This is a genomic window from Catenulispora acidiphila DSM 44928 (assembly GCF_000024025.1).
Lineage (GTDB): Bacteria > Actinomycetota > Actinomycetes > Streptomycetales > Catenulisporaceae > Catenulispora > Catenulispora acidiphila.
This window is the reverse complement of the sequence record NC_013131.1, coordinates 4,747,352-4,773,456: the sequence shown is the minus strand read 5'-3', so window position 1 is coordinate 4,773,456 and position 26,105 is coordinate 4,747,352. Positions and strand designations below refer to the sequence as shown.

Annotated in this window: 18 protein-coding genes; 12 read left to right on the top strand and 6 right to left on the bottom strand. The window is 70.7% G+C overall.

Going from position 1 to position 26,105, the window contains the following annotated elements; translation table 11 throughout:
• Positions 1 to 48: 48 nt before the first annotated feature.
• Positions 49 to 252, bottom strand: coding sequence for a hypothetical protein (locus CACI_RS20830; RefSeq protein WP_015792803.1), 204 nt, complete (start codon positions 250 to 252; stop codon positions 49 to 51).
• 186 nt (positions 253 to 438) lie between these two features.
• Here CACI_RS20830 and CACI_RS20825 point away from each other — a divergent pair, with 186 nt between their 5' ends.
• The 9 genes from CACI_RS20825 (at position 439) to CACI_RS20785 (ending at position 15,849) form a co-directional block, all read left to right on the top strand.
• Positions 439 to 1,254, top strand: a complete 816-nt coding sequence (locus tag CACI_RS20825; RefSeq protein ID WP_015792802.1) for an AfsR/SARP family transcriptional regulator — start codon at positions 439 to 441, stop codon at positions 1,252 to 1,254.
• The gene (locus tag CACI_RS20820) at positions 1,251 to 3,449 is read left to right on the top strand and encodes a TOMM precursor leader peptide-binding protein (protein ID WP_015792801.1); all 2,199 of its coding nucleotides are present in this window, start codon (positions 1,251 to 1,253) and stop codon (positions 3,447 to 3,449) included. Before CACI_RS20825 ends, CACI_RS20820 begins: the two co-directional genes overlap by 4 nt.
• 1 nt (position 3,450) lies before the next feature.
• The gene (locus CACI_RS20815; RefSeq protein WP_085953861.1) at positions 3,451 to 5,343 is read left to right on the top strand and encodes a TOMM precursor leader peptide-binding protein; all 1,893 of its coding nucleotides are present in this window, start codon (positions 3,451 to 3,453) and stop codon (positions 5,341 to 5,343) included.
• A gap of 31 nt (positions 5,344 to 5,374) precedes the next feature.
• On the top strand, positions 5,375 to 6,970 hold the full coding sequence (locus CACI_RS20810) for a nitroreductase family protein (RefSeq protein WP_015792799.1): 1,596 nt from the start codon (positions 5,375 to 5,377) through the stop codon (positions 6,968 to 6,970).
• A gap of 12 nt (positions 6,971 to 6,982) precedes the next feature.
• Positions 6,983 to 9,796, top strand: a complete 2,814-nt coding sequence (locus tag CACI_RS20805) for a lantibiotic dehydratase (protein ID WP_015792798.1) — start codon at positions 6,983 to 6,985, stop codon at positions 9,794 to 9,796.
• Positions 9,793 to 10,914, top strand: coding sequence for a lantibiotic dehydratase C-terminal domain-containing protein (locus tag CACI_RS20800; RefSeq protein ID WP_015792797.1), 1,122 nt, complete (start codon positions 9,793 to 9,795; stop codon positions 10,912 to 10,914). The genes CACI_RS20805 and CACI_RS20800 overlap by 4 nt, the downstream gene beginning before the upstream one ends.
• Positions 10,915 to 12,212: 1,298 nt before the next feature.
• Positions 12,213 to 13,136 carry an ABC transporter ATP-binding protein gene (locus tag CACI_RS54320; RefSeq protein WP_041542110.1) on the top strand — a complete coding sequence of 308 codons (924 nt, stop codon included), beginning with the start codon at positions 12,213 to 12,215 and terminating at the stop codon, positions 13,134 to 13,136.
• Positions 13,133 to 13,909, top strand: coding sequence for an ABC transporter permease (locus CACI_RS20790; protein WP_015792795.1), 777 nt, complete (start codon positions 13,133 to 13,135; stop codon positions 13,907 to 13,909). Before CACI_RS54320 ends, CACI_RS20790 begins: the two co-directional genes overlap by 4 nt.
• Positions 13,906 to 15,849 (top strand): TOMM precursor leader peptide-binding protein, encoded by a 1,944-nt coding sequence (locus CACI_RS20785; protein ID WP_015792794.1) that lies wholly within the window; start codon positions 13,906 to 13,908, stop codon positions 15,847 to 15,849. Before CACI_RS20790 ends, CACI_RS20785 begins: the two co-directional genes overlap by 4 nt.
• 73 nt (positions 15,850 to 15,922) lie before the next feature.
• On the opposite strand, the gene CACI_RS20780 is transcribed toward CACI_RS20785, so the two are convergent.
• Positions 15,923 to 16,159 carry a thiazolylpeptide-type bacteriocin gene (locus CACI_RS20780; protein ID WP_015792793.1) on the bottom strand — a complete coding sequence of 79 codons (237 nt, stop codon included), beginning with the start codon at positions 16,157 to 16,159 and terminating at the stop codon, positions 15,923 to 15,925.
• Between the two features lie 124 nt (positions 16,160 to 16,283).
• On the opposite strand from CACI_RS20780, the gene CACI_RS20775 reads away from it, so the two are divergent.
• The 3 genes from CACI_RS20775 to CACI_RS20765 all read left to right on the top strand — a co-directional run bounded on the left by CACI_RS20775 (position 16,284) and on the right by CACI_RS20765 (position 21,776).
• On the top strand, positions 16,284 to 17,543 hold the full coding sequence (locus tag CACI_RS20775; protein ID WP_015792792.1) for an amidohydrolase: 1,260 nt from the start codon (positions 16,284 to 16,286) through the stop codon (positions 17,541 to 17,543).
• Complete coding sequence (locus CACI_RS20770) at positions 17,540 to 18,670, top strand: LLM class flavin-dependent oxidoreductase (protein WP_015792791.1); 1,131 nt, start codon at positions 17,540 to 17,542, stop codon at positions 18,668 to 18,670. The genes CACI_RS20775 and CACI_RS20770 overlap by 4 nt, the downstream gene beginning before the upstream one ends.
• Positions 18,671 to 18,779: 109 nt before the next feature.
• Positions 18,780 to 21,776 (top strand): helix-turn-helix transcriptional regulator, encoded by a 2,997-nt coding sequence (locus CACI_RS20765; protein WP_015792790.1) that lies wholly within the window; start codon positions 18,780 to 18,782, stop codon positions 21,774 to 21,776.
• 13 nt (positions 21,777 to 21,789) lie between these two features.
• On the opposite strand, the gene CACI_RS20760 is transcribed toward CACI_RS20765, so the two are convergent.
• The 4 genes from CACI_RS20760 to CACI_RS52605 all read right to left on the bottom strand — a co-directional run bounded on the left by CACI_RS20760 (position 21,790) and on the right by CACI_RS52605 (position 26,084).
• A complete protein-coding gene (locus CACI_RS20760; protein WP_223297598.1) occupies positions 21,790 to 22,380 on the bottom strand; it encodes a L,D-transpeptidase family protein in 591 nt (196 codons plus the stop codon).
• A 253-nt stretch (positions 22,381 to 22,633) separates the two neighbouring features.
• Complete coding sequence (locus CACI_RS20755) at positions 22,634 to 24,412, bottom strand: sensor histidine kinase (protein ID WP_015792788.1); 1,779 nt, start codon at positions 24,410 to 24,412, stop codon at positions 22,634 to 22,636.
• Positions 24,412 to 25,137 carry a response regulator transcription factor gene (locus CACI_RS20750; protein WP_015792787.1) on the bottom strand — a complete coding sequence of 242 codons (726 nt, stop codon included), beginning with the start codon at positions 25,135 to 25,137 and terminating at the stop codon, positions 24,412 to 24,414. Before CACI_RS20750 ends, CACI_RS20755 begins: the two co-directional genes overlap by 1 nt.
• 62 nt (positions 25,138 to 25,199) lie before the next feature.
• Positions 25,200 to 26,084: a TetR/AcrR family transcriptional regulator gene (locus CACI_RS52605; protein ID WP_223297597.1), complete on the bottom strand. Its 885-nt coding sequence runs from the start codon at positions 26,082 to 26,084 to the stop codon at positions 25,200 to 25,202.
• Between the last annotated feature and the right edge of the window lie 21 nt (positions 26,085 to 26,105).

The window sequence follows — 26,105 nt, the reverse complement described above, 5'->3', positions numbered from 1 at the left end:
CGGCCCGCGCGCCACGTACGTACCTCCCGCCCGAGCGCAGCCGTCCGCCTACCAGCTGCCGCTCGAGCCCCCTCCCCCGAACGAGCCGCCGCCGAAGCCCCCGAACGTCGGGGAGCTCGGCGCCGGCGCCGGTGCCTGGGTCTTCGCCTTGTCGGCGACGGCCGCGGACCCGGCGATCGCGGTGCCCGCCAACACGGCGGCGACGCTGACCGCCGCAGCCGACGAAGCCAGCACGGTGACAATTCTGCGCATCGGCAACCTGCCTTCTGGGTAATGGAATCGGCGTTCCTGTGCAGGAAGACCATCGCGCTGCCGAATGCCGGCGTCCACTGTCACTCCGCATATCTGCAGCAACCTGCGAGCACCGCAGAGAACTGACACCTTCCTGCACGTCAGCAGCCTTGATGCGGGCACCTCAGGCCACTGAGGATTGCTGCCATGAGCGATCGACCTGACCGGATCACCGTGCGCTTCACCGTGCTCGGGCCGGTAAGCATCGACGACGGCGCGCAGACGGTGATCCTGCCGACGGCGAAACCGGTGTCCCTTCTGGCGGCGATGCTTCTGCGGCCCAACAGAGTCGTACCGGTCGACTATCTGCAAAACGCGGTGTGGGGCGAGAACGCCGCCGACACCACGAAAGCGACCCTGCAGGCCTACATTCTTCGGCTGCGCCGGATATTCCGGAAGTTCGGCGCCGACGACACCATCATCCAGACCCTGCCCGGCGGCTACCGGCTGCCGGTCACCGCCGCGACGCTGGACCTGGCCGAATTCCGGGAGCTGACCGCCGCCGCCGGAAGCGCCGAGCAGCCCGAAGCCGAGCTGCGCCACCTTCGCAGAGCCCTGGCGCTGTGGCAGGGCGGACCGCTGGCCAACGTCCAGTCCGAGGCGCTGCACCGCGACGAGGTCCCGGTGCTGGAGGAGGAGTGGCTGCGCACCGCCGAGCGCCGCTTCGACGTCGAGCTGGGGCTGGGACGCCACCGCGACATCCTGGCCGACCTGCGTTCGGCCACGCGCGCCTACCCGGCGTGCGAACGCTTCCGCGAGCAGCTGATGGAGGCGCTGTACCGCACCGGGCGCCAGGCGGACGCGCTGTGGGAGTACCGCAGCATCAAGGACTACCTCGGCGAGGAGCTCGGGGTCTTCCCCGGGCGACCGCTCCAGCAACTGGAGCTGGCGATCCTGCGCGGCGAGGAACTGACCCCGCGGCCCTGGGCCGAATCGCGCATCCGAATAGGAGAAGTGCTGTGACCACCGCCTACGATCAGGTCTCCGGCACCCGCCCGCGAGTCAAGCAGGACGTGCTCTACACCCGCACGCCCACCGGCGTGCTCTTCCACAACTCCCACGCCGGGTTCCACCTCGCGTCGGCATCGGCCTACCGCTTCGCCTGCGCGATCGTGCCGCGCCTGACCGGTCGGCACAGCGTCGCCGAACTCTGCGACGGCCTGGGAGACGGACCGCGCGGCATGGTCGCCGAGCTGGTCACCGCGATGCTGGAGCGGGGTTTCGCCCGCGACGTCCCGCCGGAGCAGGCGGACGCGCCACGCCTGCCGCCCGCCGTCGCCGAGCGTTTCGCCGCGCAGATCAACTACGTGGACCACTACGCCGGGCAAGCCGTGGAGCGCTTCCTGCGCTTCCGCACCGCGCACGTCGCAGTGCTCGGCGACGATGCTGTCGCGCAGTGGTGCGTGCTGAGCCTGATCCGCAACGGCGCCGAAGCGGTCGCGGTGCGCGGCGGCGCGGCCGGTTCCGTGGCCGCCTCCGGTTCGGTCCAGCTCTCGGCGGAGGTCGAGCAGCTGGCCGCCGCCGGCTGCGCGGTGAGGCTGCTGCCGCTGCCGGAAGGCGAGGTGACGTGGGAGGACCTGCGCGGCTACGACGTGGTGGTCACGACTTCCGGCATCCGCCAGACCACAGCGCTGCTGGCGGCCGGCGTGCCCGAGGGCGTCAGCCTGCTGCCGCTCGCGGTCGTCGGCGACCGCGCGCTGGTCGGACCGCTGACCCGCGGCGCCCGCCCCGGCTGCTGGGTCTGCGCGGCGCTGCGCTTCGGCGCCAACCAGCCGCCCGGACCGGCGGCGGACATGTGGAGCAGCTTGATCGTGCCGTCGGCCACCACCTCGGCGCCGAGCCGTCCGCTGGCCGCGATGCTCGGCAACCTGTTGGCCTTCGAGGTCTTCCGGCTGACCACCGGGGCGCTGCCGCCGGAGACCGAGGAGCAGGTCATCGTCCAGGACCTGGACTCGATGGACTGCACCACCGAGCCGCTGTCGCCGCATCCGCGCTGTCCCTACTGCTCGCAGACCGGTGAGTCCATCGAATCCACTGAGACCGCTGAGTCTGTCGAAGCCCTCGAAGCCGTCGAGCCGGAGTCGCCGCGCGCCACCACGGTCGCCGACGCCGACCAGGCCGACGAGATGTACGACGAGCTGACCGCGCGCTCGGTGCTGGTCCGGCCGTCCGTCGGCGTGTTCACCGCGTTCGACGACGACACGATCACCCAGCTGCCGGTCAAGGCGGCGCGGATCCGTCTCGGGCTCGACCACACGAAGCGCCGCGCCGTCACCGCCTTCGACGTCCACCACGTCGTCGGCGCGCGCCTGTCCGCACTGCACCGTGCCGCCGAGATCTACGCCGAGCACGTGGTTCCGCCCCGCCTTGCCACAGACGACGCACCGATCCGTGTCGAGGCAACAGATCTGGCGATCGCCTCGGGCAGCGGCATCCCCGCCGACACCACCGAACGTATCAAGGCCCTGTCTTTGCTGTCCGGGACGGAGGTCTTGGTCCCGGCGGGAGCCGTGCGCACCTTCGGTCCCGCCAACCGCGACGGCGTCTACCTGCGGACAGCCGCAGGTACCGGTGCGGGTCGCTCGACCGCCGAAGCCCTGGGGCGTGCCCTGTCCACGGCGCTGAGCCTGGACGCGCTTCGCAGTGTCCTGAGCCACGACCGCCCGGCGGCGCGTGTCAAACTCCCCGGACTGGACGATGACGCCGAACTCCGCTTCCTCGCCGAGTCCGCCTCGAACCTGGACCTCGGCGTCGAACTGCTCGACCTGAGCGATCCGGACTCCGGCGTCCACGTGCTCGCCGCCCGCGCGCACGACGAGGCGCAGGACCGGCCGGTGTGGGCGATCAGCGCCGACGTCGCGTGGCGGCGCGCGGCCCGCGAAGCGTTGTGCGACCTCGTCGGACGCGTCCAGCTGGGACGCCAGGAACCCGGCGTGCCGGTGGACGGCGGCGATCCGCTCATCAGGGCCCTGGATCCCTTCGCACTGCCGGTCGAAGGCGACATCCGCCCTTCACTGGACGCCGCCTCGGCCTGGCCCGACGCCCTCGACGCCCTGCGCCGTGCCGACCGGGACGCCTACGCGGCGCCGATCGGCTCGGACGACCTGTCCCGTGCGGGGATCACCGTGGTCCGCGTCCTGCTCACCGGACGGCGCTGAGGTGTCCGTGCTCCCGTGGGCGTCCGCCTGCGCCCGCTTCGAAGAAGGGCTGCGGCAGCGGACCGGCTTGGACGCCGTCGTCGCGCCGCTCGGCGTGCGGGACGAGTTGGACGGCCCGATCTCCGCCCCCGAAACCAGCAGCGGCATGGACAACAGCTCGATCCCGCTCCACTTCACCGGACGCCACATCATCGCCGGACCGCTCGGCGAGCAGTCCTGCGCACGCTGCCTGGCCCGGCGCTGGCAGCGGATCCGGGACCCCCTGGTCCGCGACGCGCTGGAGATCGGCGGTCCCACGCACGCCGCCGGAATGCCGCCGCAGCTCACCGACTTCGCGCTCGACGCGACCGCCGCGCTGCTCCTGCACTTGATCGACGAGGCGCCGAGCACCGGATCGAGCACCGCAGAGCCCTTCGTCTACCAACTCGATCTTGTCGAAGCCAGGATCCTGCGAACCCAGGTAATGGCCGATCCGGACTGCCCGGACTGCCGCAGCCACGCCAGTTGCGACAACCAGACCGGTCGCGCCAACCAGACCGCCTGGACACCGATCGCCGATCTGCCGCCGGCTCCGCGCTCCAAGCCCGGCTCGTCCCGGGTCCGGGACGCCGACGCCTTCGACCTGCCGGCCGACGCGCTGGTCAACCCGGTGTGCGGGGTGCTGGGACAGGTGAAGATCGAGGAGCTGGACCTGCCGACCACGTCCTCGGTCCTCGGCGTCATCGCCGAGCGCGCGGGCGGCCGGCTGTACGAGGTGTTCTGGGGCGGGCATCGCGACACCTATCGTCGAAGCCTGCGAACCGGGGTCCTGGAGGGCTTCGAGCGCTACGCCGGGCTGCGTCCGCGCGGCCAGGAACCGCCGCTGGTCGCCGCTTTCGACGACCTCACCGTGCCGGCGCTCGATCCGCGCGACTGCGGCATGTACGCGCCGGAGTTCTACGAACAGGACCCTGAGACCAAGGCGTTCGCCACGGACCGCAAGATCCCTTGGGTCCGCGGGTACTCGCTGCGGGACGACCGCGAGATCCTGGTCCCGCTCGTCATGAGCTACTACCACTGCGAGCCGCACGCCGAGCGCTTCGTGCAGCAGTGCTCGAACGGCTGTGCCTCTGGAGGCTCCGTCGCCGAAGCCGTCCTGTCCGGACTGCTGGAGCTGATCGAACGCGACGCGTTCCTACTGACGTGGTTCGGACGCCAGAGCTTGCCCGAGCTCGATCCCCGCACCAGCGAGCACGCCGAGACCAGACATCTCGTCGAGCGCCTGGCGATGTACGGGTACGAAGCAAGGTTCTTCGACACCCGCCTGGCGTTCCCGGTCCCGGTCATCACCGCGGTCGCGGTACGCCGCACCCCAGGTCTGGGCGCGTTGTGCTTCGGCGCGGGCGCCGCCCTCGACCCGGAGGAGGCGCTGGCCGCCGGGCTGGCCGAGATCGCCACCGACGCGCTGCACGCCCGGCGCCGAGCCGAGCGCGACGAAGCCGAGCTGCGGGCGATGGCAGCCGATTTCACGCAGGTCATCGGGCTGCACGACCACTCCCGGCTCTACGGACTGCCGGAGATGGCGCAGTATGCCTCCTTCCTGCTCGACGCGCCGCGCGCCGCTCTACTGCCGCTGAAGCAGGCGTTCGGTGAAGCGCCGCCGCGTACCGGCGACCTGCGCGAAGACCTCGCCGCATGCGTCGGGCACGTCACGGCGGCGGGCTTCGACACGATCGTCGTCGACCAGACCGCGCCCGAACAGCGCCGCCTGGGTCTGTCCACGGTCGGCGTGATCGTGCCGGGGCTCGTGCCGATCGACTTCGGCTGGACCCGGCAGCGCGCGCCGCTGATGCCGCGCCTGCACGCCCTCACCGGCGCCACGACGCCGAACCCCGCTCCGCACCCCTTCCCCTGAAGCGTTCGCAGGACAGTTAGGAGACCTCCTCATGGGCACCGCCCACGACTATCTGCGCACGGTGATGAACCGGGCCCGGGTGCCGATGGAGCCGATCGGCTTGGAACCGGACTGGGGCGACAAGCCCCGGCATCTGAAGTACTACCCGGACGCCGAACGGCTGCCGCTGCCGATGGAATCGGTGCCGACGCCCGATCCGGCTGGCGACCAGTCCGGCAACCAGCGCGGCGACCAGCCCGGCGGCTTCTCGGTCCCGCTGCTGGCGGACATGCTCCGTCACTCCTACGGCTACCTCGGGCGCCGTCTGGCTCCGCACGCCAACAACGACCTGGTCACGCTGCCGGACTACGCCGACGCCAACTGGTGGCGCGGTACCGCTTCCGGCGGCGGCTTGTATCCGGTGAGCGTTTATTGGGCTTCCGGCGCGCGCGGCCCGGTGCTGCCCGGGCTCTACCACTACTCGCCGCCGCATCACGAGATGCGCCGGCTGCTCACCGGCGATGTGACGGCTGAGATCCGTGCCGCGTTGGGAGACGCACCGCAGTCCGTGCCCACCGACACCGACCAGTTCCTGGTGCTCGGTCTGAAGTTCTGGCAGAACGCCTTCAAGTACCAGAACTTCTGCTACCACGCCGTCACGATGGACGTCGGGACGATTCTGCAGAGCTGGCAGATGTTCCTGGCGGACCATGGTCTGCACCTGACCCCGGCGTTCTGGTTCGACGACCGGCGCCTCGGGGACCTGCTCGGGGTACCGCCGGAGCAGGAGGGCGTCTTCGCGGTCGTGCCGCTGCCCTGGACCGGGCCAGTGGTAAAGACAGGCGAGAATCCCGAGTACCCGCCTCGAGTCCGTCTCAGCGAGCAGGAGCGGTCACGCCGCGTGCGCACCTTCGACCTGAACATCGCGGTCCATCAGGCCACGATGACGCCCGCGCCCCGGCCCGAACCGCCGGCGCTGGATCCGGCTGCCGCGCACCGGCCGCCGGAGGACCGTCCGGTCGTGGACCTGCCCGAACCCCTGCCGCCGGCGCCGGCCCGGCAGGCGTTCCGGGCACGCCGCAGCAGTTTCGGCCGGTTCAGCGGCGCGGTCCCGACCACCGGCGCCGAGCTGGCCGCGATCCTGGCGGCCGCCTCGCAAGCCGCCGCGTTCGCGTGCGACGTCGCCGAACCGGAGCGCGGGCTGGAGCTGGCCAAGTTCTACGTCTTCGTCAACCACGTCCGTGGTGTCGCGCCGGCTGCCTATGAGTACGACCCCGCCGCGAACCGCCTGCTGCGCGTGACGGACAGATCGCCTGCGGACTTCCTGCAGCCGACGTACTTCCTGGAGAACTACAACCTCGAAGAGGCCGGTGCGGTGATCGTGCCGTCCGTGCGCGCCGACGCGCTGTACGACAGCGTCGGCGACCGCGGGTACCGCCTCGTGAACGCCGTGGTCGGCGCGATCGCGCAGGCGGTCTACCTGGCCTCGGCCGGGCTCGGGCTCGGCTGCGGCGCGGCGCTGGGCTTCGACAACCCCGCCTACGTCGAGGAGCTAGGGCTCGAGGGCACCGACGAGGCGCCGCTGCTGATCCTCATGGTCGGCCGGGAGCGCGAGCGGCCTGCCGACTTCCGCTACGAGATCGGCTGAGGGGGATCAGCTGTGACTGTCACCTTGCCCGTCGCCACAACGCCCGCGCAGGACATCGGAAGCTGGGAGCTCGGACGGCGCTTCATGCTGCGCGTGGCGGGTCTGCCGTTCACGGCGCTGGAGACGTTGCGCAGCCCGGCGAGCATCGCCTGGGCCGACGCGATCCTGGCCGACGAGCGCCGGCTGGCCGAGTCCGGCGCCGCGTTGAGCGATCTGCTGCACGAAGCCATCAGCGACAACGAGGACGAGACCGACCGCCGCGCCCTGCTCACCATCCGGCGCCAGGTGTTCAACGCCAAGCCGGTCAAAGACCCGCAGGCCGCGCTGTATCTGCCGATGCCGGACGCCACCCGGGACGCCCTGGCGTCCTGGCTGCGAGACCACTGCGCGTGGCAGCAGCGCCTTGCGCAGGGCCCTGGGATACTTCGGGCCGAGGAAGCAGGCGTCCGCGAGACGCTGCGGCAGCTGGCTGTGGAGCCTCGGCTTCGGCAAGGGCTGCTCCTGGCCTCGCCGTCGCTGGACGCGGCACTCGACGGCTTCCTCGCCAAGCCGCCGGGCGAACTCGGCAAGCGCGATCGGCGCACGCAGCGCGCTCTGGTCGAGTACCTCTACAAGGTCGCCGGGAAGACCAGTCCGTTCAGCAGCTTCACCGGCGTGGCGCTGGGTGAGTTCACTGATACGCCCGGCGCGGCCGGGTCAGCCGGGTCAGCTGATCCAGCCGGTCCAGCCGCCGGTTCGCTCGCCGTCGCGGCGGACTGGACCGACCACCCGCGGATCAACGTCGCCGTGCTGGCTCGGCTCGCCGACCTGATCGCCGCCGACGACACGGTGCGCGCCGACCTCCCGGTCACGCTGACCGCCGGCTGGTACGCCGAGGAAGACCGCCTGCGCTACATGCGCCACACGACCATCCGCGGCGACGACGACGCGGCGGTCAGCTTCGACATCGTCCACGACGACCTGTTCTTCCTGCGCCACGGCGCGGCGCTCCAGGGTATCCTGGACGTCCTGGCCGACGAGCCGGACCTGCGCTACGCGGAGTTCATCAGCAGGCTGAGCACGGCGGTGAACGCGCCGGTCGAGGACTGCGACGCCTACGCGCGCCGCCTCATGCAACTCGGGCTGCTGCGCGTCCCGGCGCTGCGGATCGACATCCACCACCGCGATCCGCTGCGCGACCTGGCTGATCGGCTGCTGACGCTGGATCGCGCGTGGGCCGCCGAGCTGTCCGCACGGCTGCGAGGCATCGCGGCGCAGCTGGACGGCTTCGCCAACGCCGATCTGGCGACCAGGCGCGAGATCCTTCAGCGGATCCGCGCCGGGTTCGAAGAGGTCCACGAGGCGCTGGGAGCCTCGGAGACCACGCTGCCCAGGACGCTGGTCTACGAGGACGTCCGCGCAGGTCAAGCTCCGGCGACGTACGACCGCTCGGAATGGATGGACAGCTTCGCCGAGCCGCTGCGCGCACTGAGCGAGATCCTGCCGCTGTTCGACATGGTCCTGACACACCGGCTGGTGCTGCGTGGCTTCTTCCTGGCGCGCTACGGCGTCGGCGGGCGCTGCGACGACGTCCCGGGATTCGTCCGCGACTTCCACGAGGACATCTACGACCAGTACGTGCGACTGACGCAGGAGCGCCGCTCCTTCGACGAGAACGGCAGCTACCTACCGTACGAGAACTGGTTGCGACAGCCCGAATTCGCCGTCCTGGACGCGGTCCGCTCGGAGTTCGCCGAGCACATGCGCGACATCAGTCAGCGGGGCGAAGAAGGCGAGGCAGGCGATAGCGAAGCAGGGGACGAAGTCGTCCTGTCCGAGGCGGTCCTGGCTGACCTCGCCGCCCGGATCGCACCGTTCACCTCCCGGTTCCGTCCGGAAGCGCACTTCCTTCAGGTCGGCCGGACCGACAACGGTCCGATCGCCGCGCTGAACCGCTCTTTCGGCGGGCTGCACTTCCCGTTCTCCCGCTTCTCGCACTGTTTCGAGGACGTCGGCGCCGAAGGGCTCTCCGGCGGGCTGCGCCAGACCTCGCAGGCCGTCGCCCCGGACGGCGCGGTACTGGCCGAGGTGGCCGGCGGCATCGTCGGGACCAACCTGAACCTGCACGGCCGGCTCACCGACTACCAGATCATCTGCCCGGACGAGCGCTCCTCGCTGCCGCCGGAGGCGCAGCTTGCGATGGACGACCTCTATCTGGAGCACGACGCGGACACCGACCGTCTGATGCTGCGGTCCCGGCGCCTGGGTCGCGAAGTCGTCCCGGTCTACCTCGGCTATCTGCTGCCGATGGTGCTCCCGGCGATCGCCCGCTTCCTGTTGCTGTTCTCGCCGTCGTCGCTGGCGCGGCTCAACGTGTGGGACGGAGTGCCGAGTACCGAGACGCCCGAAGGCGTCACGACCCGACCCCGAGTCCGGCTCGGGACAGTGGTCATCGCGCGCCGGCAGTGGACGTTCCCCGCCTCCGCGCTCCCGGTCCACCGTCCCGGTGCCGACACCGCCGAACGGCTGCTCACCTGGCGCCGTTGGCAGCGCACGCATTCCCTGCCCGATCAGGTCTTCGCGCGCTACGACGCCGAAGGGCAGCGCGCCAAGCCGGCTCTGGTCGACTTCACCAGCGCCGTGTGCCTGGGCCTGCTCGACGCGGCGGTCAAGGACGGCGGCTTCTGCCTGGAGGAGATGTCCCCGACCGCGGACCAGCTCACGGTCACCTCCGCCGCGCCGCACCTTCCGCGCCTTCCCCACCTTCCAGGCCACCACGTCGCCGAGTTGGCCGTCGAGACGACGATCCGCCGCACGCACCCGACCCTCACCGGAGGCACCCCATGACCACGCTCGCCGCCGAGCCGGCGACCGCCCCGGACGCGCCGTCCGAACCCGGGCCGTGGCAGGCCGTCCACATCTTCTACGGCGCGGTCCGGCTGTCCATGCTCACCGAGTCCATCAGGCCTCTGATCGCCGGACTGCGCCAGGACGGCTTGCTCTCCAGCTGGTTCTTCATCAACTACTGGGTCGAGGGCACGCATCTGCGGCTGCGCCTGCAGCCGTCGTCGGAAGCCGCGACCGAGACGGTCCTGGAGCGTGCCGAAGCAGCGATCGACGCGTACCTGCGAAGGCGGCCCGCGTTGTATTCGGCCGACCCGGACTTCCTGTCCGACGTCTACACCAAGATGTTCGACTTCGAGTTCACCGACGAGCAGCGCGCGGTCTACCTCGACGAGAACGGCCGGATGCGGTTGCGGGAGAACAACACCCACAGCCGTGAGCCGTACGAGCCAGAGTACGGCAAGTACGGCGGCGCGGCCGGGGTCGCGGTGGCCGAGTGGCATTTCGAGCACTCCTCGGACCTGGTCGTGGACCTGCTGCGGACGATGAACACGCACCTGCGCTCCATCCGGCTGGGCATCGCCGCACAGCTGATGATGGTGACGGCGGCGGCGTTCGAAGCCGATGCCGCAACGTGCGCCGACTTCTTCGAGGGCTACCACGGCTTCTGGCGCCGTGCCTTCGACACCGACGGCGACGTGACCGACGAGGACTACGACAGCGCCTACGACAAGACCGGTCCCGGGATCAGCCAGCGGTTCGCCGCGGTGCGCGAGGCGTTCGCGCGCGGCGCCGCCGGGAGTCTGCCCGGCGTGCTGGGCGCCTGGGCCGAGCACTGCATCGAGGTGCGGGCACGGATCGGCGCGCTGGCCGAGGCGGGCGCGCTGGTGTTCGAGTCCTGGGACGGCTCCGACAACCAGGTGATCACCGACGCGGGCGCGGCGGCGCGGCGTCTGCTGCTGCCGTACCTGCACATGACGAACAACCGGCTCGGCATGACGCTCACCGACGAGGCGTTCCTCGGCCGGATCCTGGCCCGCGCGCTGCGCGAGGCGGAGCACGCTGCCCCGGAGTCGGAGTCGGAGTCGGAGTCGGAGTCAGAGCCGGAGGCCGCGTCATGACCGCCACCTGGCTCGATCAGAGCCCTGCCCGCGCGGCACACGTCGCCATCGGACCGGGCATGCTGCGCGGCGCGGCACTGGTGTACCCGGTGAAGAACACCAGCACCGGAGCCCGATACGAGCTTGGACCACGCGAGCACTTCGTCCTAGAGCGTCTGGACGGAATCCGTACCCTCGACGCGATCGGCGTCGACTACGCCGCGGCGTTCGACAAGCGGCTCGGTGAGACCGCGTGGCTGCAACTGCTGAGCCTGTTCGGCAGCAGGGGTCTGCTCTCTGGTGGCGAGGCGGCGGAGCCAGCCGCGGCGGCGAAGCGCGTCAAGCGGGAGTCCAAGAAGGGATTCCCGGCCGGCGACATCGTGATGTTCGACCCCGAGCCCGTGATCGGCTTCCTGCTGCGCGTGCTGCGGCCGGTTCTGACCCGCCGCGTCGCGATCCCGGTGGTGCTGGCGCTGATCGCGGTCGAAGCGGTGATCCTGGCGCACGTCGGCGAGCTGGCGCGTGAGTCCTGGCACTTCGCCAAGCAGCCGTCGCTGATCCCGATGGTCTTCAGTCTCTACGGTGTGAGCCTGCTGATTCACGAACTCGGTCACGGCGTGATCGGCGAGCGCTTCGGCGGCCGCGCCACCGAGGTCGGATTGCGCTACCGGCTGCCGGCACTGGGCTTCTACTGCACCGTCGAGGACATGCCGCTGTTCCGGTCCCGGTGGCGGCGCGTAGCCACGGCTGCGGCGGGGGTCGCGGCGGATGTCGCCTTCCAGGTCCCGTTCTATGTGTTGTGGGCAGCGCTTCCCGCCGGCGACGCGACACGTACCGCGATCGCGATGCTGCTGATGTACAAGACCGCCGGCATCCTGTTCAACCTGCTGCCGCTCCCGCCGCTGGACGGCTATCTGATGCTCAGCCACGCGCTGAACATCTCCCGGCTGGCGGTCTCCAGCGGCGTCTACATCAGCCAACTGGTTCACCGGAACCCGGCAGCCCGGCGCTACCCGAGGCGCGCCGTCGTCGCCTACCTCTGCTATCCGCTCATCGCCGCCGGTTTCGTGCTGCCAGCTGTCTCCGGCGTGTGCTGGTACCTGCTCAGCGCGTTCCCCAGTCCGTATGGCTGGCTGGTGATCGGTGCGCTGGTGCTGCTCAACGTCGCGCCACCGCTGGTGAAACGCCTGCGTGGCAAGCGTCCGGCTCAGGTGACGGAGGCACCGTCCCCGGTCGAGACGCCGGAACCGGTCGCCACCGAACCACTCCCCCTTCCTGCCCGCCTGTCCACCAGCCTGTCCACCCGCGAGAAGGTGCGCATGGACGCGATAACAGACTCCGCGACGGCAGCGATCGTCGTGCAGCACGTCCGCAAGACCTACGGCGCCGTGTCCGCGTGCCGCGACGTCTCCCTGAGCGTCGCCGAGGGCGAGCTTTTCGGCGTCCTCGGTCCGAACGGCGCCGGAAAGACAACGCTCATCGAGATTCTGGAGGGTCTGCGCCGTCCGGACTCCGGCACGGTGTCGGTCCTCGGCGCCGAACCCTGGCAGCGGGACTCCCGGGTGCTGCTGCGGATCGGCGTGCAGACCCAGGCTTCGGCGTTCTTCACCCGCCTGACCGCGCTGGAGCACCTGGAGACCGTCGCAGCCCTCTACGGTGCGCCGCGCCGCGCGGCCCGCGAGGCGATCGAGCGGTTCGGGCTCACGGCGTCCGCCGGGACCCGCGTCGAACGGCTCTCCGGCGGGCAGCGGCAGCGCCTGGGCATCGCCGCGGCGCTGGTCCACGACCCCGACCTGGTGTTCCTGGACGAGCCGACCGCCGCCTTGGACCCGCGGGCGCGGCTGGACCTGTGGGACCTGATGCGCGAGATCCGCGACCGGGGCAAGACCATCGTCTACACCACCCATCAGCTCGACGAGGCCGAAGCGCTGTGCGACCGGGTCGCGATCATGAGCGGCGGCCGGGTGGTCGCGGTCGGCGACCCGCTGGAGCTGGTCGACTCCCTGGACCAGCCGGTGCGGGTGTTCGTGCCCTGCGAGCGGATCAGCGTCGGCGCGGCGCGCGGGCTGCCCGGTGTCGAGGAGGCCCGGACCGAGGGCGCCTCGACCGTCATCGCCACCCGTGCTCCCGGACTGGTTCTGTCGGCGGTCACCGAGATCGCCGGGGTGCAGGGCATCAGGACCCGCACCGCGTCCTTGGAAGACGTCTATCTCGCCTTGACCGGAAAGGATTTCGCGGCATGAGCGCCGGGAACCCGAACGCCTCCGGCACCCCGCTGGGTGCCCTGAGCGTGGCCATCGCCCGCTCCTACTACCGCGACAAGGTGACGCTGTTCTTCACCTTCGCCTTCCCGCTGATCTTCCTGGTGGTCTTCGGCGTGCTGTTCCGCGACCAGACCGTCGGCGGCGGCGGCTTCATCGCCTCCACCGCGGCCGGCGTGCTGTCCTGGGCGGTGGCGACCTCGGCGCTGTTCGGCGTCGCCTACACCCTGATGCACTGGCGCAGCACCGAGGTGCTCCGGGTGATCCGCATGACCCCGACCCGGCTGCCCACGGTCATGGGATCACGGTTCCTGGTCGCCGTGGCGGTGGCGCTGGTGCAGGCGGTGTTCTTCGTCGGCGTGGCGATGCTGCCGGTGTTCGGCTTGCGACTGTCCGGCCGGGCGGTGCTGGCGATCCCGGCGATCCTCGCCGGGGTGACCGCGTTCTTCGCGCTGGGACTGCTGGTCAGCGTGGTCGCCTCGTCCTCGGAGGCGATCGCGGCGATCGCCAACTGCGTGATGACGCCGATGGCCTTCCTGTCCGGCACGTTCTACCCGATCAGCCTGAGCCCGCGCTGGATCCAGGACGTCTCCTGGGTGCTGCCGCTGCGCTACCTGGTCAACGGCACGGTCGGACCGGTCGGCGGGACCGGCGGGATCTCCACGGTGCTGGTGTCCTGCGCGGCGCTGCTGGGCTTCACCGCCTTGTTCGCCGGGCTGGCCGCGCGGTACTTCCGCTGGAGCCGTGAGGCATGAGGACCCTGACTCCCGTCGAGGAGCTGACCCGGCTGCTCGGCGAGTACGCGGCGCGCGACGGTCGCGGGCCCGATAAGGTCCCGACGGTCGTCGAACTCGGCGGCGAGGACCTGCTGGCCTTTGAGCGCTCGCCGCTGCGCGAGGCCGGTGAGGCGCGTCCGGATCTGCGCGACGCGGACATCTTCCTGACCTCGCGGGCCGTTCTCATCGGCCCGAGAAGGTCGGCGCGATCGGAGCGGTCGGAGCTGTCGGCGCGGTCGGCGCGGTCGCAGAGGTCTGAGCGGGGATGCGGGCACTGTCTGGCGTTGCGACTGCAGCGCATGCAGCCGGTGCATGAGCGCGACCTGCTCGAAACCAGCCCCGGCGCGCACCGGGCCGGCGTGTGGCCGGACGTCGGCGACCAGCTCGCCGCCGCCGCGTGGGCCGCTTTCCGGCACGCCGAGCTGGTCCCGGCCGGCGACCTGCCGAAGGTCTGGCGTATCGACATCCGAACCCTGATGATGACGGCCGCGGCGCTGCTGCCTGACTCGCGCTGCCCCAGCTGCGGGGACCTCGACCCCGAGCCGCCGGACCTCGATCTCGGCGCACCGCGCAAGCCGAGCGCCGAGGCGTACCGACTGCGCCATCCCGAGGACTTCGCAGTCCCGGTCGAAGCGCTGGTCAACACGGTCTGCGGAGTGCTCGCACCGGCGACGTCGGCCGCGCTGGCCTCGCCGACGACCGCCCCGGTCGCGGGCTCGGCGGCGGTGCGCGGACCGACCGGGCTGCACGACCTGAGCTGGAGCGGTCAGGCGAACTCCTACGCGGCGAGCGCCCGCCTGGCGGTGTTCGAGGGCTTGGAACGGCACGCCGGGACGATGCGCAGGCGGCCCGGGCTGGTCGTCGGCAGCTACACCGAACTCGCCGACCGAGCTCTGAATCCGAGTGACTGCACGGCTTACAGCGCCGATTCCTACCTCCAGGACGAACACCTCACGCCGTTCGACCCGGACCGGACGATCCCGTGGGTCCCCGGCTACTCGCTGCGCGACAAGCGGTCCGTGCTGGTCCCGGTGCGCCTGGCGTTCTACGGCTGGGACGGCGGCGCGGAGCTGTTCTCCTTCGAGTGCTCCAACGGCTGCGCGAGCGGCGGATGCCTGACCGAGGCGGTCCTGTTCGGTCTGCTGGAGCTGATCGAGCGCGACGCCTTCCTGCTCGCCTGGTACGGCGGCGCGCTGCTGCCCGAGATCGACACCGGCTCGCTGGACCGCACGGCGCGCGCGATGCTGAGCCGGGCTCGGCTTCAGGGCTACGACGTCCGCCTGTTCGACAACCGGATCGACCTGCCGGTACCGGTCGTCACCGGCGTGGCGCGCCGGCGGGACGGCGGCGACGGGCTGTTCTCCTTCGCCGCCGGGGCGGGCATGGACCCGGCGGCGGCGGTGGAGGCCGCCCTCGGCGAGATCCTGACCTACATCCCCTCGATGCGGCATCGGGTGCGTGCGCGCCGTGAGGAGCTGGTCGCGATGACGCGGGACTTCTCGCTGGTTAGCGGGCTGGCCGATCATCCGGCGCTGTTCGGGCTGCCGGAGATGCAGGAGCACGCCTGGCGTTACACGCGCCACGCCGATCCGATGCCTGTCGCAGAGCTCTACCACGAGTGGCTGCGGGTCCGTCCGGCGACCGACGATTTGGCCGACGACGTCCGCTTCCTGGTGGACGAGGTGGCACGCCGGGGATCGGACGTGATCGTGGTCGATCAGACCAGCGCCGAGCAGCAGGCAGCCGGTCTGTCGGGAGTCCGGGTCATCGCGCCGGGACTGCTGCCGATCGACTTCGGCTGGGGGCGGCAGCGCGCGCTGCGGGCTCCGCGGATGTTCTCGGCGCTGCGCCACGCGGGTCTGCGCGAGAGCGACCTGACCGCTGAGGAGCTGCACATGGTGCCGCATCCCTTTCCGTGACGGCCTCTCGCGCCTGGGGCGAAAGCCCGGTCGCGGTGCCGCCGGTCTCCGGCGGGCACCGCGACCGCGGACCTCACGCGCAGCAGCTGGTGGTGGAGCAGGTCGAGCAGGTGCTGGTGGAGCTGGTGCTGGTGGCGTGGTTGCCGTCGCCGCCGCCCTGGACGCCGCCGACCGGGGCCTTGCCCGCCGCACCCATCAGACCGTCGTACTCGGCGTAGTCCTGGATCTCGAAGGTCTCCGAGTCCAGCGCCGTCAGCTCCATCGCCAGCGAGACCAGGGTGCCCGAGGTGGGGGTGTCGAAGGTTTCCATGGTGTGCCTCCCAAGCTTTCCATCCGGTCCGCCCGGCTCCTGCCGGACCGACGAGTCCATTACGTCAGGAGCCGCTGTCGCCGAACCCGACAGAACGCCGACACCTGGCCGACAGGAGGACGCCATGCTCGACGAAGCCCTGAAGCTCTACTTCGACCTGCATCAGTACCCTGAGCTCGCCGGAGCCGAGAAGCGCACCGCGGCCCGGTTCGCCGACCGGCTGCGCCGATGCGGGCTCACGGTGCGGACCGGTGTCGGCGGCCACGGCGTGGTCGGCGTGCTGCACAACGGCGCCGGGCCGGCGGTGCTGCTGCGCGCCGAGTTGGACGCGCTGCCGATCGCCGAGCAGACCGGGCTCGCCTACGCCGCCGACGAGGCGCTGGGAGCGATGCACGCCTGCGGGCACGACGCGCACCTGGCGTGCCTGGCCGGAACCGCAGAGCTGCTGGCGCGGCATCGTAGCAGTTGGCGCGGAACGCTGATCGTCCTCGGGCAGCCGGCGGAGGAGGAGCTCTCCGGCGCCGCCGCGATGCTCGCCGACGGACTGTACGAGCGCTGCGGCCGCCCCGATGTCGCGCTCGCGCAGCACCTCACGCCGCTGCCGGCGGGCTGGGTCGCACATGCCCCGGGCGCGGTTACCGCCGCGAGCCGGCAGCTGGAGCTGCGCGTGCACGGTCGCGGCGGTCATGCCGGACTGCGGCAGTTCGCGGTGGATCCGGTGCCGGTGGCCGCCGCGATCGTGCTGGACGCGGCCGGGATCGGCGCGCGCCTGCCGGCTGCCGTCACCGTCGGCACGATCTGCGGCGGCAGCCGTCCCAACGTCATCCCGGAGGAGGTGACGCTCGGTATCAGCGTGCGCGCGCCGACCACAGCGGTGCTCCAGGAGGCGGTCGCCGACCTGGTGCGGATCGCGCAGCAGCACGCGCGCCGAGCCGGATGCCCTCGCCTGCCGGAGCTGTCGGTCCTCTCCGCGTCCCCGGCCGGGGTGAACGATCCGGTCGCCGGCCGCATCGTCCGGGAGGCGCATCTGCCCCGCTTCGGATCAGGGCACGTGCTCACCCTGCCGCCGTCGCTGGCCACCGACGACTTCCCGCTGCTCACGCTGCCCGATTCGGCCGATCCGGTCCCGTCGGTCTACTGGATGGTCGGTGCGACCGCACCGGAGGTCTGGAGCCGTGCCGCCGGGACGTCGCTGGTCGAGAAGGCCGCGAACGTGCCGGCCAACCACAGCGCGGCGTTCGCCCCCGATCCGGTGCGGACTCTGCGGACCGGCATCGCCGCGATGACCGAAGCGGCGCTCGCCTTCCTGACCCGTCAGCCATCTCCAACGCTCACCACGGTTTCCGACGACGTTCCCACCTCTGAAGGGATATCCGCATCATGACGAACCCCACCGACCAGACCGCCGCTGCGACCGAGCAGAGCACCACCACCAGGACCATCCGCCACGGCGTGTCCTTCCTGCCGGACTGCCGTCCGGAGAAGCGCTCGGCCGGCGACTACTACACCGATGTCCTGGCCATCGCCCGGCTCGCCGACGAGGCCGGGTTCGACTACGTCAAGATGACCGAGCACTACCTGGGGAACTACGGCGGCTACTGCCCCAGCCCGCTAACATTCCTGGCGGCGGTGGCCGCGCAGACCACGAGCATCCGGCTGATGACCGGCTGCGTCCTGCCCGCCTTCCACCACCCGGTGCAGCTCGCGGCGCACACCGCGATGCTGGACGCGCTCAGCGGCGGGCGGCTGGACGTCGGCTTCGCCCGGGCGTGGCTGCCGTACGAGTTCCAGGCGCTCGGCGTGCCGCTGGACTCCAGCCGGGACCGGTTCGAGGCGACGATCCGCGCGGTGCTGCGGCTGTGGACCGAGGAGCGGGTCAGCGAGGACACCGAGTTCTTCTCCTTCACCGAGGCGACCTCGCTGCCGCCGGTGGTGCAGAGCCCGCATCCGCCGGTGTGGGGCGCGGCGATCCGCTCGCCGGAGAGCTTCCAGTGGCTGGCGCGGCAGGGCTTCGGCGTCCTGATCTCCCCGCCGCCGCTGCGCAGCGAGCTGGGCTGGTCGCGCGACCTGATCCAGCTGTACCTGGACACCTTCGCCGAAGCCCATGCCGGCACCGATGTGCGCCCGCGCGTGGCGTTCAGCGTCCCGCTCTACGTCGCCGAGACCGACGCAGAGGCCTACGACACCGCGATCCCGCACATCCAGGAGTACCTGGACGTCACCGCCGAGGCCGCGAACGCTTGGACCGGCGTGTCCTCCAGCAGTTACAAAGGCTACGAGAACATGAAACAGGCGTTCGGCCGGATCGGTCAGGACCAGTTGCGGCACGACGGCGTGGCGGTCGTGGGCTCTCCGGAGTCGGTCGTCGAGCAGATCAAGGAACTGCGCCAGGTACTTTCTGCCGACGTGTGTCTGTGGAATATCGACTACGGTGGACAGGACGGCGCGACGATGCGGCGAAGCCTGCGACTGTTCGTCGACGAGGTGTTGCCGCATGTTCGGGAGCTGTGAATTCCCATTGGGTGAGAGCGATTCTCCCTAGGAGGACACATGATCCGGCCGCCATTATTCTGGGGCTTCCGCCGGTTCATCAGAGGTCTTCAATAGGAAGGGTCGCGCCATGTCCCGACCTCAGGATCACGACCTCGGCTCACCGCATCTCGTCGTCGGCCGCGACGAGGAGATGCGGGCCGTCGCCGCCGCCTTCGACGCCTTGACCGCCGGCACCGGCGGGTTCTTGCAGGTGGTCGGCGAGCCGGGCATCGGCAAGACGTACCTGCTGGCCGCGATCCGGGAGACGGCGCTGACCAAGGGCATCTCAGTGCTCTCCGGCAGGGCGACGGAGTTCGAGCAGGAGATGCCCTTCCAGATCCTGCTGGACGCGCTGTCCGAGCACGGGGATCTGGCGCGCCTGCTGGAAGGGCTGCCGCCGGGCGCCGGCGAAGTGCCGGCGCCGGACCGGCCGCCCGGGGCCCGGTCGGCGCCGGACATCGACCGCTTCCGGCTCTTCCAGGCGCTGCGGCAGGTGATGGCGTCGATGGCGGATCAGCCGGTCCTGGTGCTGCTGGACGACGTGCACTGGGCCGATCCGGGCTCGATCGACTTCATCGCCTTCCTCAGCCGCCGCCCGATCGCCGGACCGGTGCTCATCGTCGTGGCGCACCGCGAACGCCAGGCGCCGGCACAACTTCGCTACGCGCTAGCCCGCGACACCGATCACGGCACGGTCACCCGGATCGAGCTCGGTCCGCTGTCGCTGGCCGATTCCGCGCGGCTGCTCGGCGACCGGAACGGAACGCGCCGCAGCGTCGAGTTGCACGAGAAGAGCCACGGCAATCCCCTGTACCTGCTGACGCTGGACCGCAGCAACGGCTACCGGCGGCGTCCGGGAGACCCGAACCGGCGCGAGGGTGGCGACGCCTCCAGCCGGCTGGAAGCGCTTATCCTCGGGGAGACCGTGACCCTGTCTCCGGACGAGTTGGCCGTCGCCTCGACCGCAGCGGTCGTGGGAGACCCGTTCACCCCCGAACTGCTGACCGCGGTCATGGCCGGCCCGGCTTTGAGCCAGGTGGAGTGCGCGGTGAACAGCCTGGTCAGCCGGGATCTGATTCGCGAGGTCCCCTCCGGTCCCGGGCTGGTCTTCCGGCATCCGCTGGTGCGCCGCGTCATCTACGACCAGTCGGCGCCGACGTGGCGCGTGGACATCCATCGCAGAGCCCTGGCACTGCTCGCCGAGCGCGGGGCGTCTGCCTCCGAGCGGGTCCACCACGTCGAGCACTGCGCCACCGCCTGGTCGCCGGAGTACGAAACAGTGCTCTGCCAGGCCGGCCAAGAGGCGATGAGCACCTCTCCGCTGACGGCGGCGCACTGGTTCGGCGTCGCGCTGAACCTGTTGCCGCACAACGAGGATTCGCTGCGGCGCCGCTTCGAACTCAGCTTCCTGGTAGCGCGCGCCTTAGGACTCGGCGGCAGGTTCGCCGAGAGCCGGGACCTGCTGCACGAGATCCTTCAGGACGCCTCCGAGGCGACGATGGTCAACCGCTCCGAGGCGGTGGTCCTGTGCGCGCACGCCGAGCAGCGCCTGGGCCGCTACTCCGAGGCGATCGCGCTGCTGCGTGCCGAGGTGGCGCGTCTGGGGACGAAGACGTCCTCCCAGCGCATCGGCCTGTGTCTGGAACTGGGCCTGACAGCTTTGCTGGCCAACGATTATCCGGCGGCGCGTGCCGACATCTCCTGGGCTCTGGACGCCGCGCGCGAGACCGGCGACCGGCTGTATGAGGCGACCGCGCTGGCGTTCAGCGCGTTCGGCGAGATCTGCGTCGGGCACACCGACATCGCTCGGGCGGCGGCGGATTCGGCGAGCGCGATGGTGGACGGCATGCCTGACAGCGTGCTGGCCGGGGAGCGGGAGACGCTGTGCATGCTCGGCTGGGCCGAGATGCTGCTGGAGCGGTTCTCCGACGCCGATCGGCATCTGGCGCGCGGTCGGGCGATCGTGCGGCGGACCGGGCAGAGCCACGGCTTGCCGCACGTGCTGCTCGGGCAGTGCCTGGTGGCGATGTTCACCGGACGCATGGCCGAGGCGCTGGAGCAGGTCCAGAACGCCGAGGACGCCGCGCGCCTGGTCGGCAGCGACCACCTGCTGGGCATCGTGCTGGCGATCAAGGCGCCGATCCAGGTGTGGATGTCGCCGCGCGGCAAGGGAGACGCGGCGCTGGCCGGGGCGCGCGCGGCGACCGCGTTGTTCACCGGGAGCGCCGTGAACAGCTGGTGGGCACGCAATGCTCTGATGCTGCGCGGACATGCCGAACTCACCAACGGTGACGCGGCGAGCTGCGTGGAGCTGGTGTTGCGCGCAGGCGGTCCGGACTTACGCATGCTGGGCGCGCCTCTGGTCCCGGAGTATGCCGAGATCTTGATCAGTGCCCTGATCCGGCTGGGGCAGACCGATCGCGCCGAGGAACTGGCGCGGATGGCGGTTGTGCAGGCCGAGCAGCTGGATCTGCCCGGTCAGCGCGGGCACGCGGTCCGTGCCCGGGGTCTGCTCTCGGCGCTGCGCGGCGATCACCAGTCCGCGGACGCCGACTTCACGCGTGCCGTCGCGGCGTTCGCGCAGGCTGGTCGGCTCGTGGAGCAGGCGCGGACCGCGGTGTTCCATGCCCGCACGCTGGTCATGCTGGGTCGGCGCGAGGAGGCGCTGGCGACGCTGGCCCGCTCGACGGCGCAGGCTGCGGGCTGCGGCGCGATCTGGGTGCGCGACGAGTTGGAGCGGGTACGCGGGCAGGTCGCAGGGCGCGCGCCGGGTGGATGCGTGCAGTCGGCGGAGGAAACGGCGGCCGCGGTGAACGACGCCCCGACGAATGCGGTCGGCGAGAGCACGTCCGCCGCTTCGCGATCGGGTACTCATGACAGCGCCAGGGTGTTGACCGTGCTGACCGACCGCGAACGCCAGATAGCGCTGCTCGTCGGCGCCGGGCACAGCAACCGCCAGATCGCGACGCGGCTGTTCCTGAGCGAGCGGACCGTCGAGAGCCACATGGGCAACGTCTACCGGAAGCTGGGTGTGGCTTCGCGCGTCGCGCTGGCGCGGCTGCTGGCGTTCGAGGTCGAGGAGTAGCACCCGAGCCGGCTCAGCGAGCCAGCGAGGCTCCGTCTCCCATCACGATGACCGGGTGCAGCGCCGGGTCCAGCGTCAGGAGCAGCTGCTTCATGTCGTCCTTGGGCACGCTGACGCAGGCGTGGGTCGGACCGCCGTGGTCGACGTGCAGCCAGATGCCGCCGCCTCGGCCGGCGCCCATCGGCATGGTCGGGTCCATCGGCGAGGTGCCCGGCGCGCGGTTGTAGTTGATGGCGATGACGTAGTCGTAGGAGCCGGCCAAAGGCTCGTCGCGGAAGCCGGTTCCGTTGATGGTGAAGTGCGAGGACTGCGTGTAGTGCAGCTTGGTTCCGGGATCGGGCAGCAGACCGCCGGCGTCGGTGAGGTTGTAGACGCCGATCGGGGATTTCAGGTCGCTGGCGTAGTGCTCGTCGGTCCAGCCGTGCAGCGCGTTGTGGGCCGGCCATGCGGGTGCGGCTGACTGCCATCCGCCTGGCACTCTCGTGAACAGCTGCACCGTCGCGTCCGAGGAGGTCTTGCCGCCTCCCACGGCAAGCACCACCTGCTGGGCTGAGGCGGGGACCGCCGCCAGAGTGTGCGAACCAAGGCCCGGCAGACTGCTCACGACAGGACTGGCCGATGACGATTCGCTGGCAGAAGCCGACGGCGACGCCGGGGCACTCGGCATCTGCGTCGAGACCGCCGCTACAGCCTGTTCCTCCGGTATCGCCGCGGCATTCGCAGTATTCGAAGAATGCATCGAGGCGCACGCCACCGACATACTGCCGACGGCAACAAGAGGAACCGCCATCAGCACTGAACGCACAAATTTTCGGTGAGCCATGAGGAAAGCCTGGCGAGCCGTTGTTCGGAACTTGTCAGCACGGCGGTGGCAATCGCACCGTCATCGTCGTCCCGACCCCGACAAAGCTCTCCACGGTGATCGTGCCTCCATGAGCTAGGACTAGATGACGCGCGATCGCCAACCCCAGCCCACTGCCGCCTGTGCCGCGGTTGCGCGACTTCTCCGAGCGCCAGAACCGATCGAAGATGTACGGCAGGTCCGCCTGCGCGATGCCGCAACCGGTGTCCTGCGCGCTGAGCTCGACGCCGTCCGCAGTGGGGCGCGCCGTCAGAGTGACGTGAGCGCCGCTCGCCGAGTGCCGCACCGCGTTGGACACCAGGTTCCCCAGCACCTGGCGGATCCGTTCCGGGTCGGCGTAGACGTCCAGCCCGGGCTCGGCGTGCACCTCCACGGTGATCCCGAGGTCGGCTGCCTGGGCTCGGTGCGCGAGCGCGACTTGCTGCAGCAGGTCGAGGGCGGCGATCGGTTGCGGGTGCACCCGCAGGGTTCCGGCGTCGGCGCTGGCGAGGTCCTGGAGGTCGTCGATGACGCGTTGCAGCACCACGGCCTCGTCGTGCAGGGAGGTGATCAGGTCCGGGGTGGGCTCGACGAGCCCGTCGCGGGTGACCTCCAGCCAGCCGCGGATGTTGGTCAGCGGGGAGCGCAGTTCGTGGGCGATGTCGGCGACCATCGCCTTGCGCTGGGCGTCCATCTGCTCGCGGCGCTCGGTGAGCTGGTTGAACGCCATCGCCAGGTATCCGGTCTCGTCCCGGGTGGTGACCGGCGCCCGGGCGAAGTCGGCGGGGTCCTGGCGCGCGGTGTAGATCAGCGCCCGCAGCGGCCGGACCAGCCGCAGCCCGGCGAGCGCGGTCACCGCGACGGTGACCGCCAGGACCAGGGCCGCGGTCCAGATGATTTTGGAGCGGTTCGGTCCGGACAGGTCGAAGTGCTCGCGCGCGGTGGTCCCGATGCCGAGGTAGAGCTGGGCCGGTGCGGCGACGTAGGGGCGGAGTTGGTCCCGCCGCGCCGTCTGCAGGCATTGCTGGGCGGGCTTCATCGACGCGCTCGCCGGTTGGGAGGACTGCACCTGAAAAGCGGTGGTGACGCTCAGATTCGGCGGCACGGGCAGACGCTCGTGGACCAGACACGCCGACGTCGCCGCCGCCAGATCCGCCAGCGGCTTGACCTCGGTCGGTGTCGCGGGGACGACGTACTGGTTGGGATTTCCGCAGATGTCCGTGGCCCTCTGCGGCGCGCCGCTCTGCTGGAGCACATACCTGCCCGACAACAGCTCGACCAACTGTGCCTGCCCGCCGTACTTGGTCAGGCAGAGCAGGCCTTTGTCCGCCATCTGCCGCAGGGTGTTGGATTCGTCCGGGGTGAGCTGGTACGGGCCGATGACGCGCGGGTCCAGTCCCGGCTTCTGCACCCCCGGCGTCGTGGAGGTGTCGAAGCTGAGCGGATCGATGGTGGCGATATCGCTGGGCGGCAGCGGCGCCGGCTGCGCGGAGGAGTCGCTGATCATCTTGCCGTCGGTCCCGACCAGCGCGATGCGCAGTTGGTAGCGCTCGGTCAGTTGACGCAGCAGGGGTGCGACGCCGGTCCAGTCGGTGTGCCCGACGGCGTAGCCGCTCAGCTGGGAGACGATGTCGGTGTCGGTCTGGAGCGTCTGGCCCTGCTGGCGGGCCAGCGCCGAGGTGGCGGTCGAGGCGGCGATCCACGCGGTGGCGGCGATGGCGCAGCCGGCGATCACACAGGACGCGGCGAGCAGCCGTACCAGCAGGCTGCGATACAGCGGGACCGGCGCGGCCATCAGCGGGCGCCGACCAGCTTGTAGCCCACGCCGTAGACGGTCAGCAGGCGGGTCGGGCGGGCTGGGTTAGCCTCGATCTTCTTGCGCAGGTTCAGCACGTGGACGTCGACGGCGCGCTCGGTGGAGGCGCGGTCGAAGCCGCGGGTGTGGCGCAGCAGCTGGGCTCTGGTGAAGACCCGGCCCGGAGCCGCCGCCAGCGCCGCGAGGACGGCGAACTCGTCGGGAGTGCAGGCCACCGGGCGTCCGTCGCAGAGCACGGAATGCCGGGCCGGGTCGACGAGCAGTCCGCCGACCTGGAGCACGGCTTCTTTCGCGCCGGTGGCGTTCGCAGCCGTGGCGATCGCAGCGGTTGTGGCAGCGGGACGGGAGCGCCGCAGGACCGTCCGTATGCGCGCCACCAGCTCACGAGGGCTGTAGGGCTTGGTCATGTAGTCGTCGGCGCCCACGTCGAGCCCGGCCAGGACATCATCCTCGGTGGAGCGCGCGGTCACCATCAGCACGGGCGTCTCGCCCCGGCGCCGCAGCCAGCGGCAAATGGTCAGCCCGTCGGCGCCCGGCAGCATCAGGTCGAGGACGACCAGGTCCGGCGGGCAGTCCTCAACGCTGCGAAACGCACTCGGCGCGTCGTGGGCGATGGCCGTACGGTACCCCTCGCTCTGCAACGACACGCGGATGAGCTCCGCTTGCTTCGGGTCGTCCTCGACGATGAGGATGTAGGCGCTCACCCGCGAACTCTATGCAGGTCACCCCGCATGGCAACAGGGAGATCGAACTTCCTGACAGGTTCCTAAAGATTCGCCGCGGGATGCAGCACGCTCATCCAGATGTGCGTGAGCACATCCACCAACGCGTCCTCGTCGGCGAACGGCTCCACGCCGATCGCGGCGAGGTAGTAGAGGCGCTCGCCGAGCCAGGTCAGGGCGGCGGCCAGGTCGTCGGTGTTGACGCTAGAGGTAGGAACAGCGCCTGCATCGCTTTGCCCGCCTGCGGTTTGCTCTCCAGCGGCCAGGGCCCCAGCGCTTTGCTCTCCGACAGTGTGCTCCCCGATGCCTCGATCTACGGCGCTTTGCTCTCCGACAGTCTGTTCCCCGACGCCTCGGCCTCCAACGCTCTGATTTCCGGCGCTTTGCTCTCCGGCGGCTCGGTCTCCGGCAGTGTGCTCTCCAGCGCTTTGCTCTCCGGCAGTCTGCTCCCCGGCGCCTTGCTCTTCACCAGCTCGGTCCGCGGCGATGCGCTCGGCCGTCCCGGCGGTGAAGCTGCTCATGAGGCTGAGCCACAGCTCGCCGAGTTCCTCGTCGCTGCGCCAGTTCTCGACCATCGCCCGCAGGACCGGGGCTTCGGCGCGCCACAGCTTCGCGCCCTCGCTGATGCCGTGGCGGATGGTCTCGCGCGGGTCGTCGGTGCTCGCGAGCCAGGGTTCGGCGGCTTCGTGGCCCAGGGCGACGGCGCGGCGCGTCAGCTCGGCGAGGACCTGGTTCTTGCCGGCGAAGTAGAAGTAGAAGCTCCCCCGCGCGACGCCGGCGGCGGTCAGGATGTCGGCCACGCTCAGCTCGTCGAAGCGGCGCTCGTCGAGCAGGCGGCGGGTCGCGACGAGGATCGCCTCGCGCACCTCCCGGTCGTCGCGGCCCGCTCGGCCTGCGGTTCTGCGGGGCGGTGTCGCTTCGTGGGCCATGGACGTCATGGTAGCGATCGC

What these genes read in the sequence shown, in the direction of transcription:
- CACI_RS20830 (WP_015792803.1), bottom strand. Translation starts at nt 252, where the DNA reads ATGCGCAGAATTGTCACCGTGCTGGCTTCGTCGGCTGCGGCGGTCAGC.
- CACI_RS20825 (WP_015792802.1), top strand. Translation starts at nt 439, where the DNA reads ATGAGCGATCGACCTGACCGGATCACCGTGCGCTTCACCGTGCTCGGG.
- CACI_RS20810 (WP_015792799.1), top strand. Translation starts at nt 5,375, where the DNA reads ATGGGCACCGCCCACGACTATCTGCGCACGGTGATGAACCGGGCCCGG.
- CACI_RS20800 (WP_015792797.1), top strand. Translation starts at nt 9,793, where the DNA reads ATGACCACGCTCGCCGCCGAGCCGGCGACCGCCCCGGACGCGCCGTCC.
- CACI_RS54320 (WP_041542110.1), top strand. Translation starts at nt 12,213, where the DNA reads ATGGACGCGATAACAGACTCCGCGACGGCAGCGATCGTCGTGCAGCAC.
- CACI_RS20790 (WP_015792795.1), top strand. Translation starts at nt 13,133, where the DNA reads ATGAGCGCCGGGAACCCGAACGCCTCCGGCACCCCGCTGGGTGCCCTG.
- CACI_RS20785 (WP_015792794.1), top strand. Translation starts at nt 13,906, where the DNA reads ATGAGGACCCTGACTCCCGTCGAGGAGCTGACCCGGCTGCTCGGCGAG.
- CACI_RS20780 (WP_015792793.1), bottom strand. Translation starts at nt 16,159, where the DNA reads ATGGAAACCTTCGACACCCCCACCTCGGGCACCCTGGTCTCGCTGGCG.
- CACI_RS20775 (WP_015792792.1), top strand. Translation starts at nt 16,284, where the DNA reads ATGCTCGACGAAGCCCTGAAGCTCTACTTCGACCTGCATCAGTACCCT.
- CACI_RS20770 (WP_015792791.1), top strand. Translation starts at nt 17,540, where the DNA reads ATGACGAACCCCACCGACCAGACCGCCGCTGCGACCGAGCAGAGCACC.
- CACI_RS20765 (WP_015792790.1), top strand. Translation starts at nt 18,780, where the DNA reads ATGTCCCGACCTCAGGATCACGACCTCGGCTCACCGCATCTCGTCGTC.
- CACI_RS20755 (WP_015792788.1), bottom strand. Translation starts at nt 24,412, where the DNA reads ATGGCCGCGCCGGTCCCGCTGTATCGCAGCCTGCTGGTACGGCTGCTC.
- CACI_RS52605 (WP_223297597.1), bottom strand. Translation starts at nt 26,084, where the DNA reads ATGGCCCACGAAGCGACACCGCCCCGCAGAACCGCAGGCCGAGCGGGC.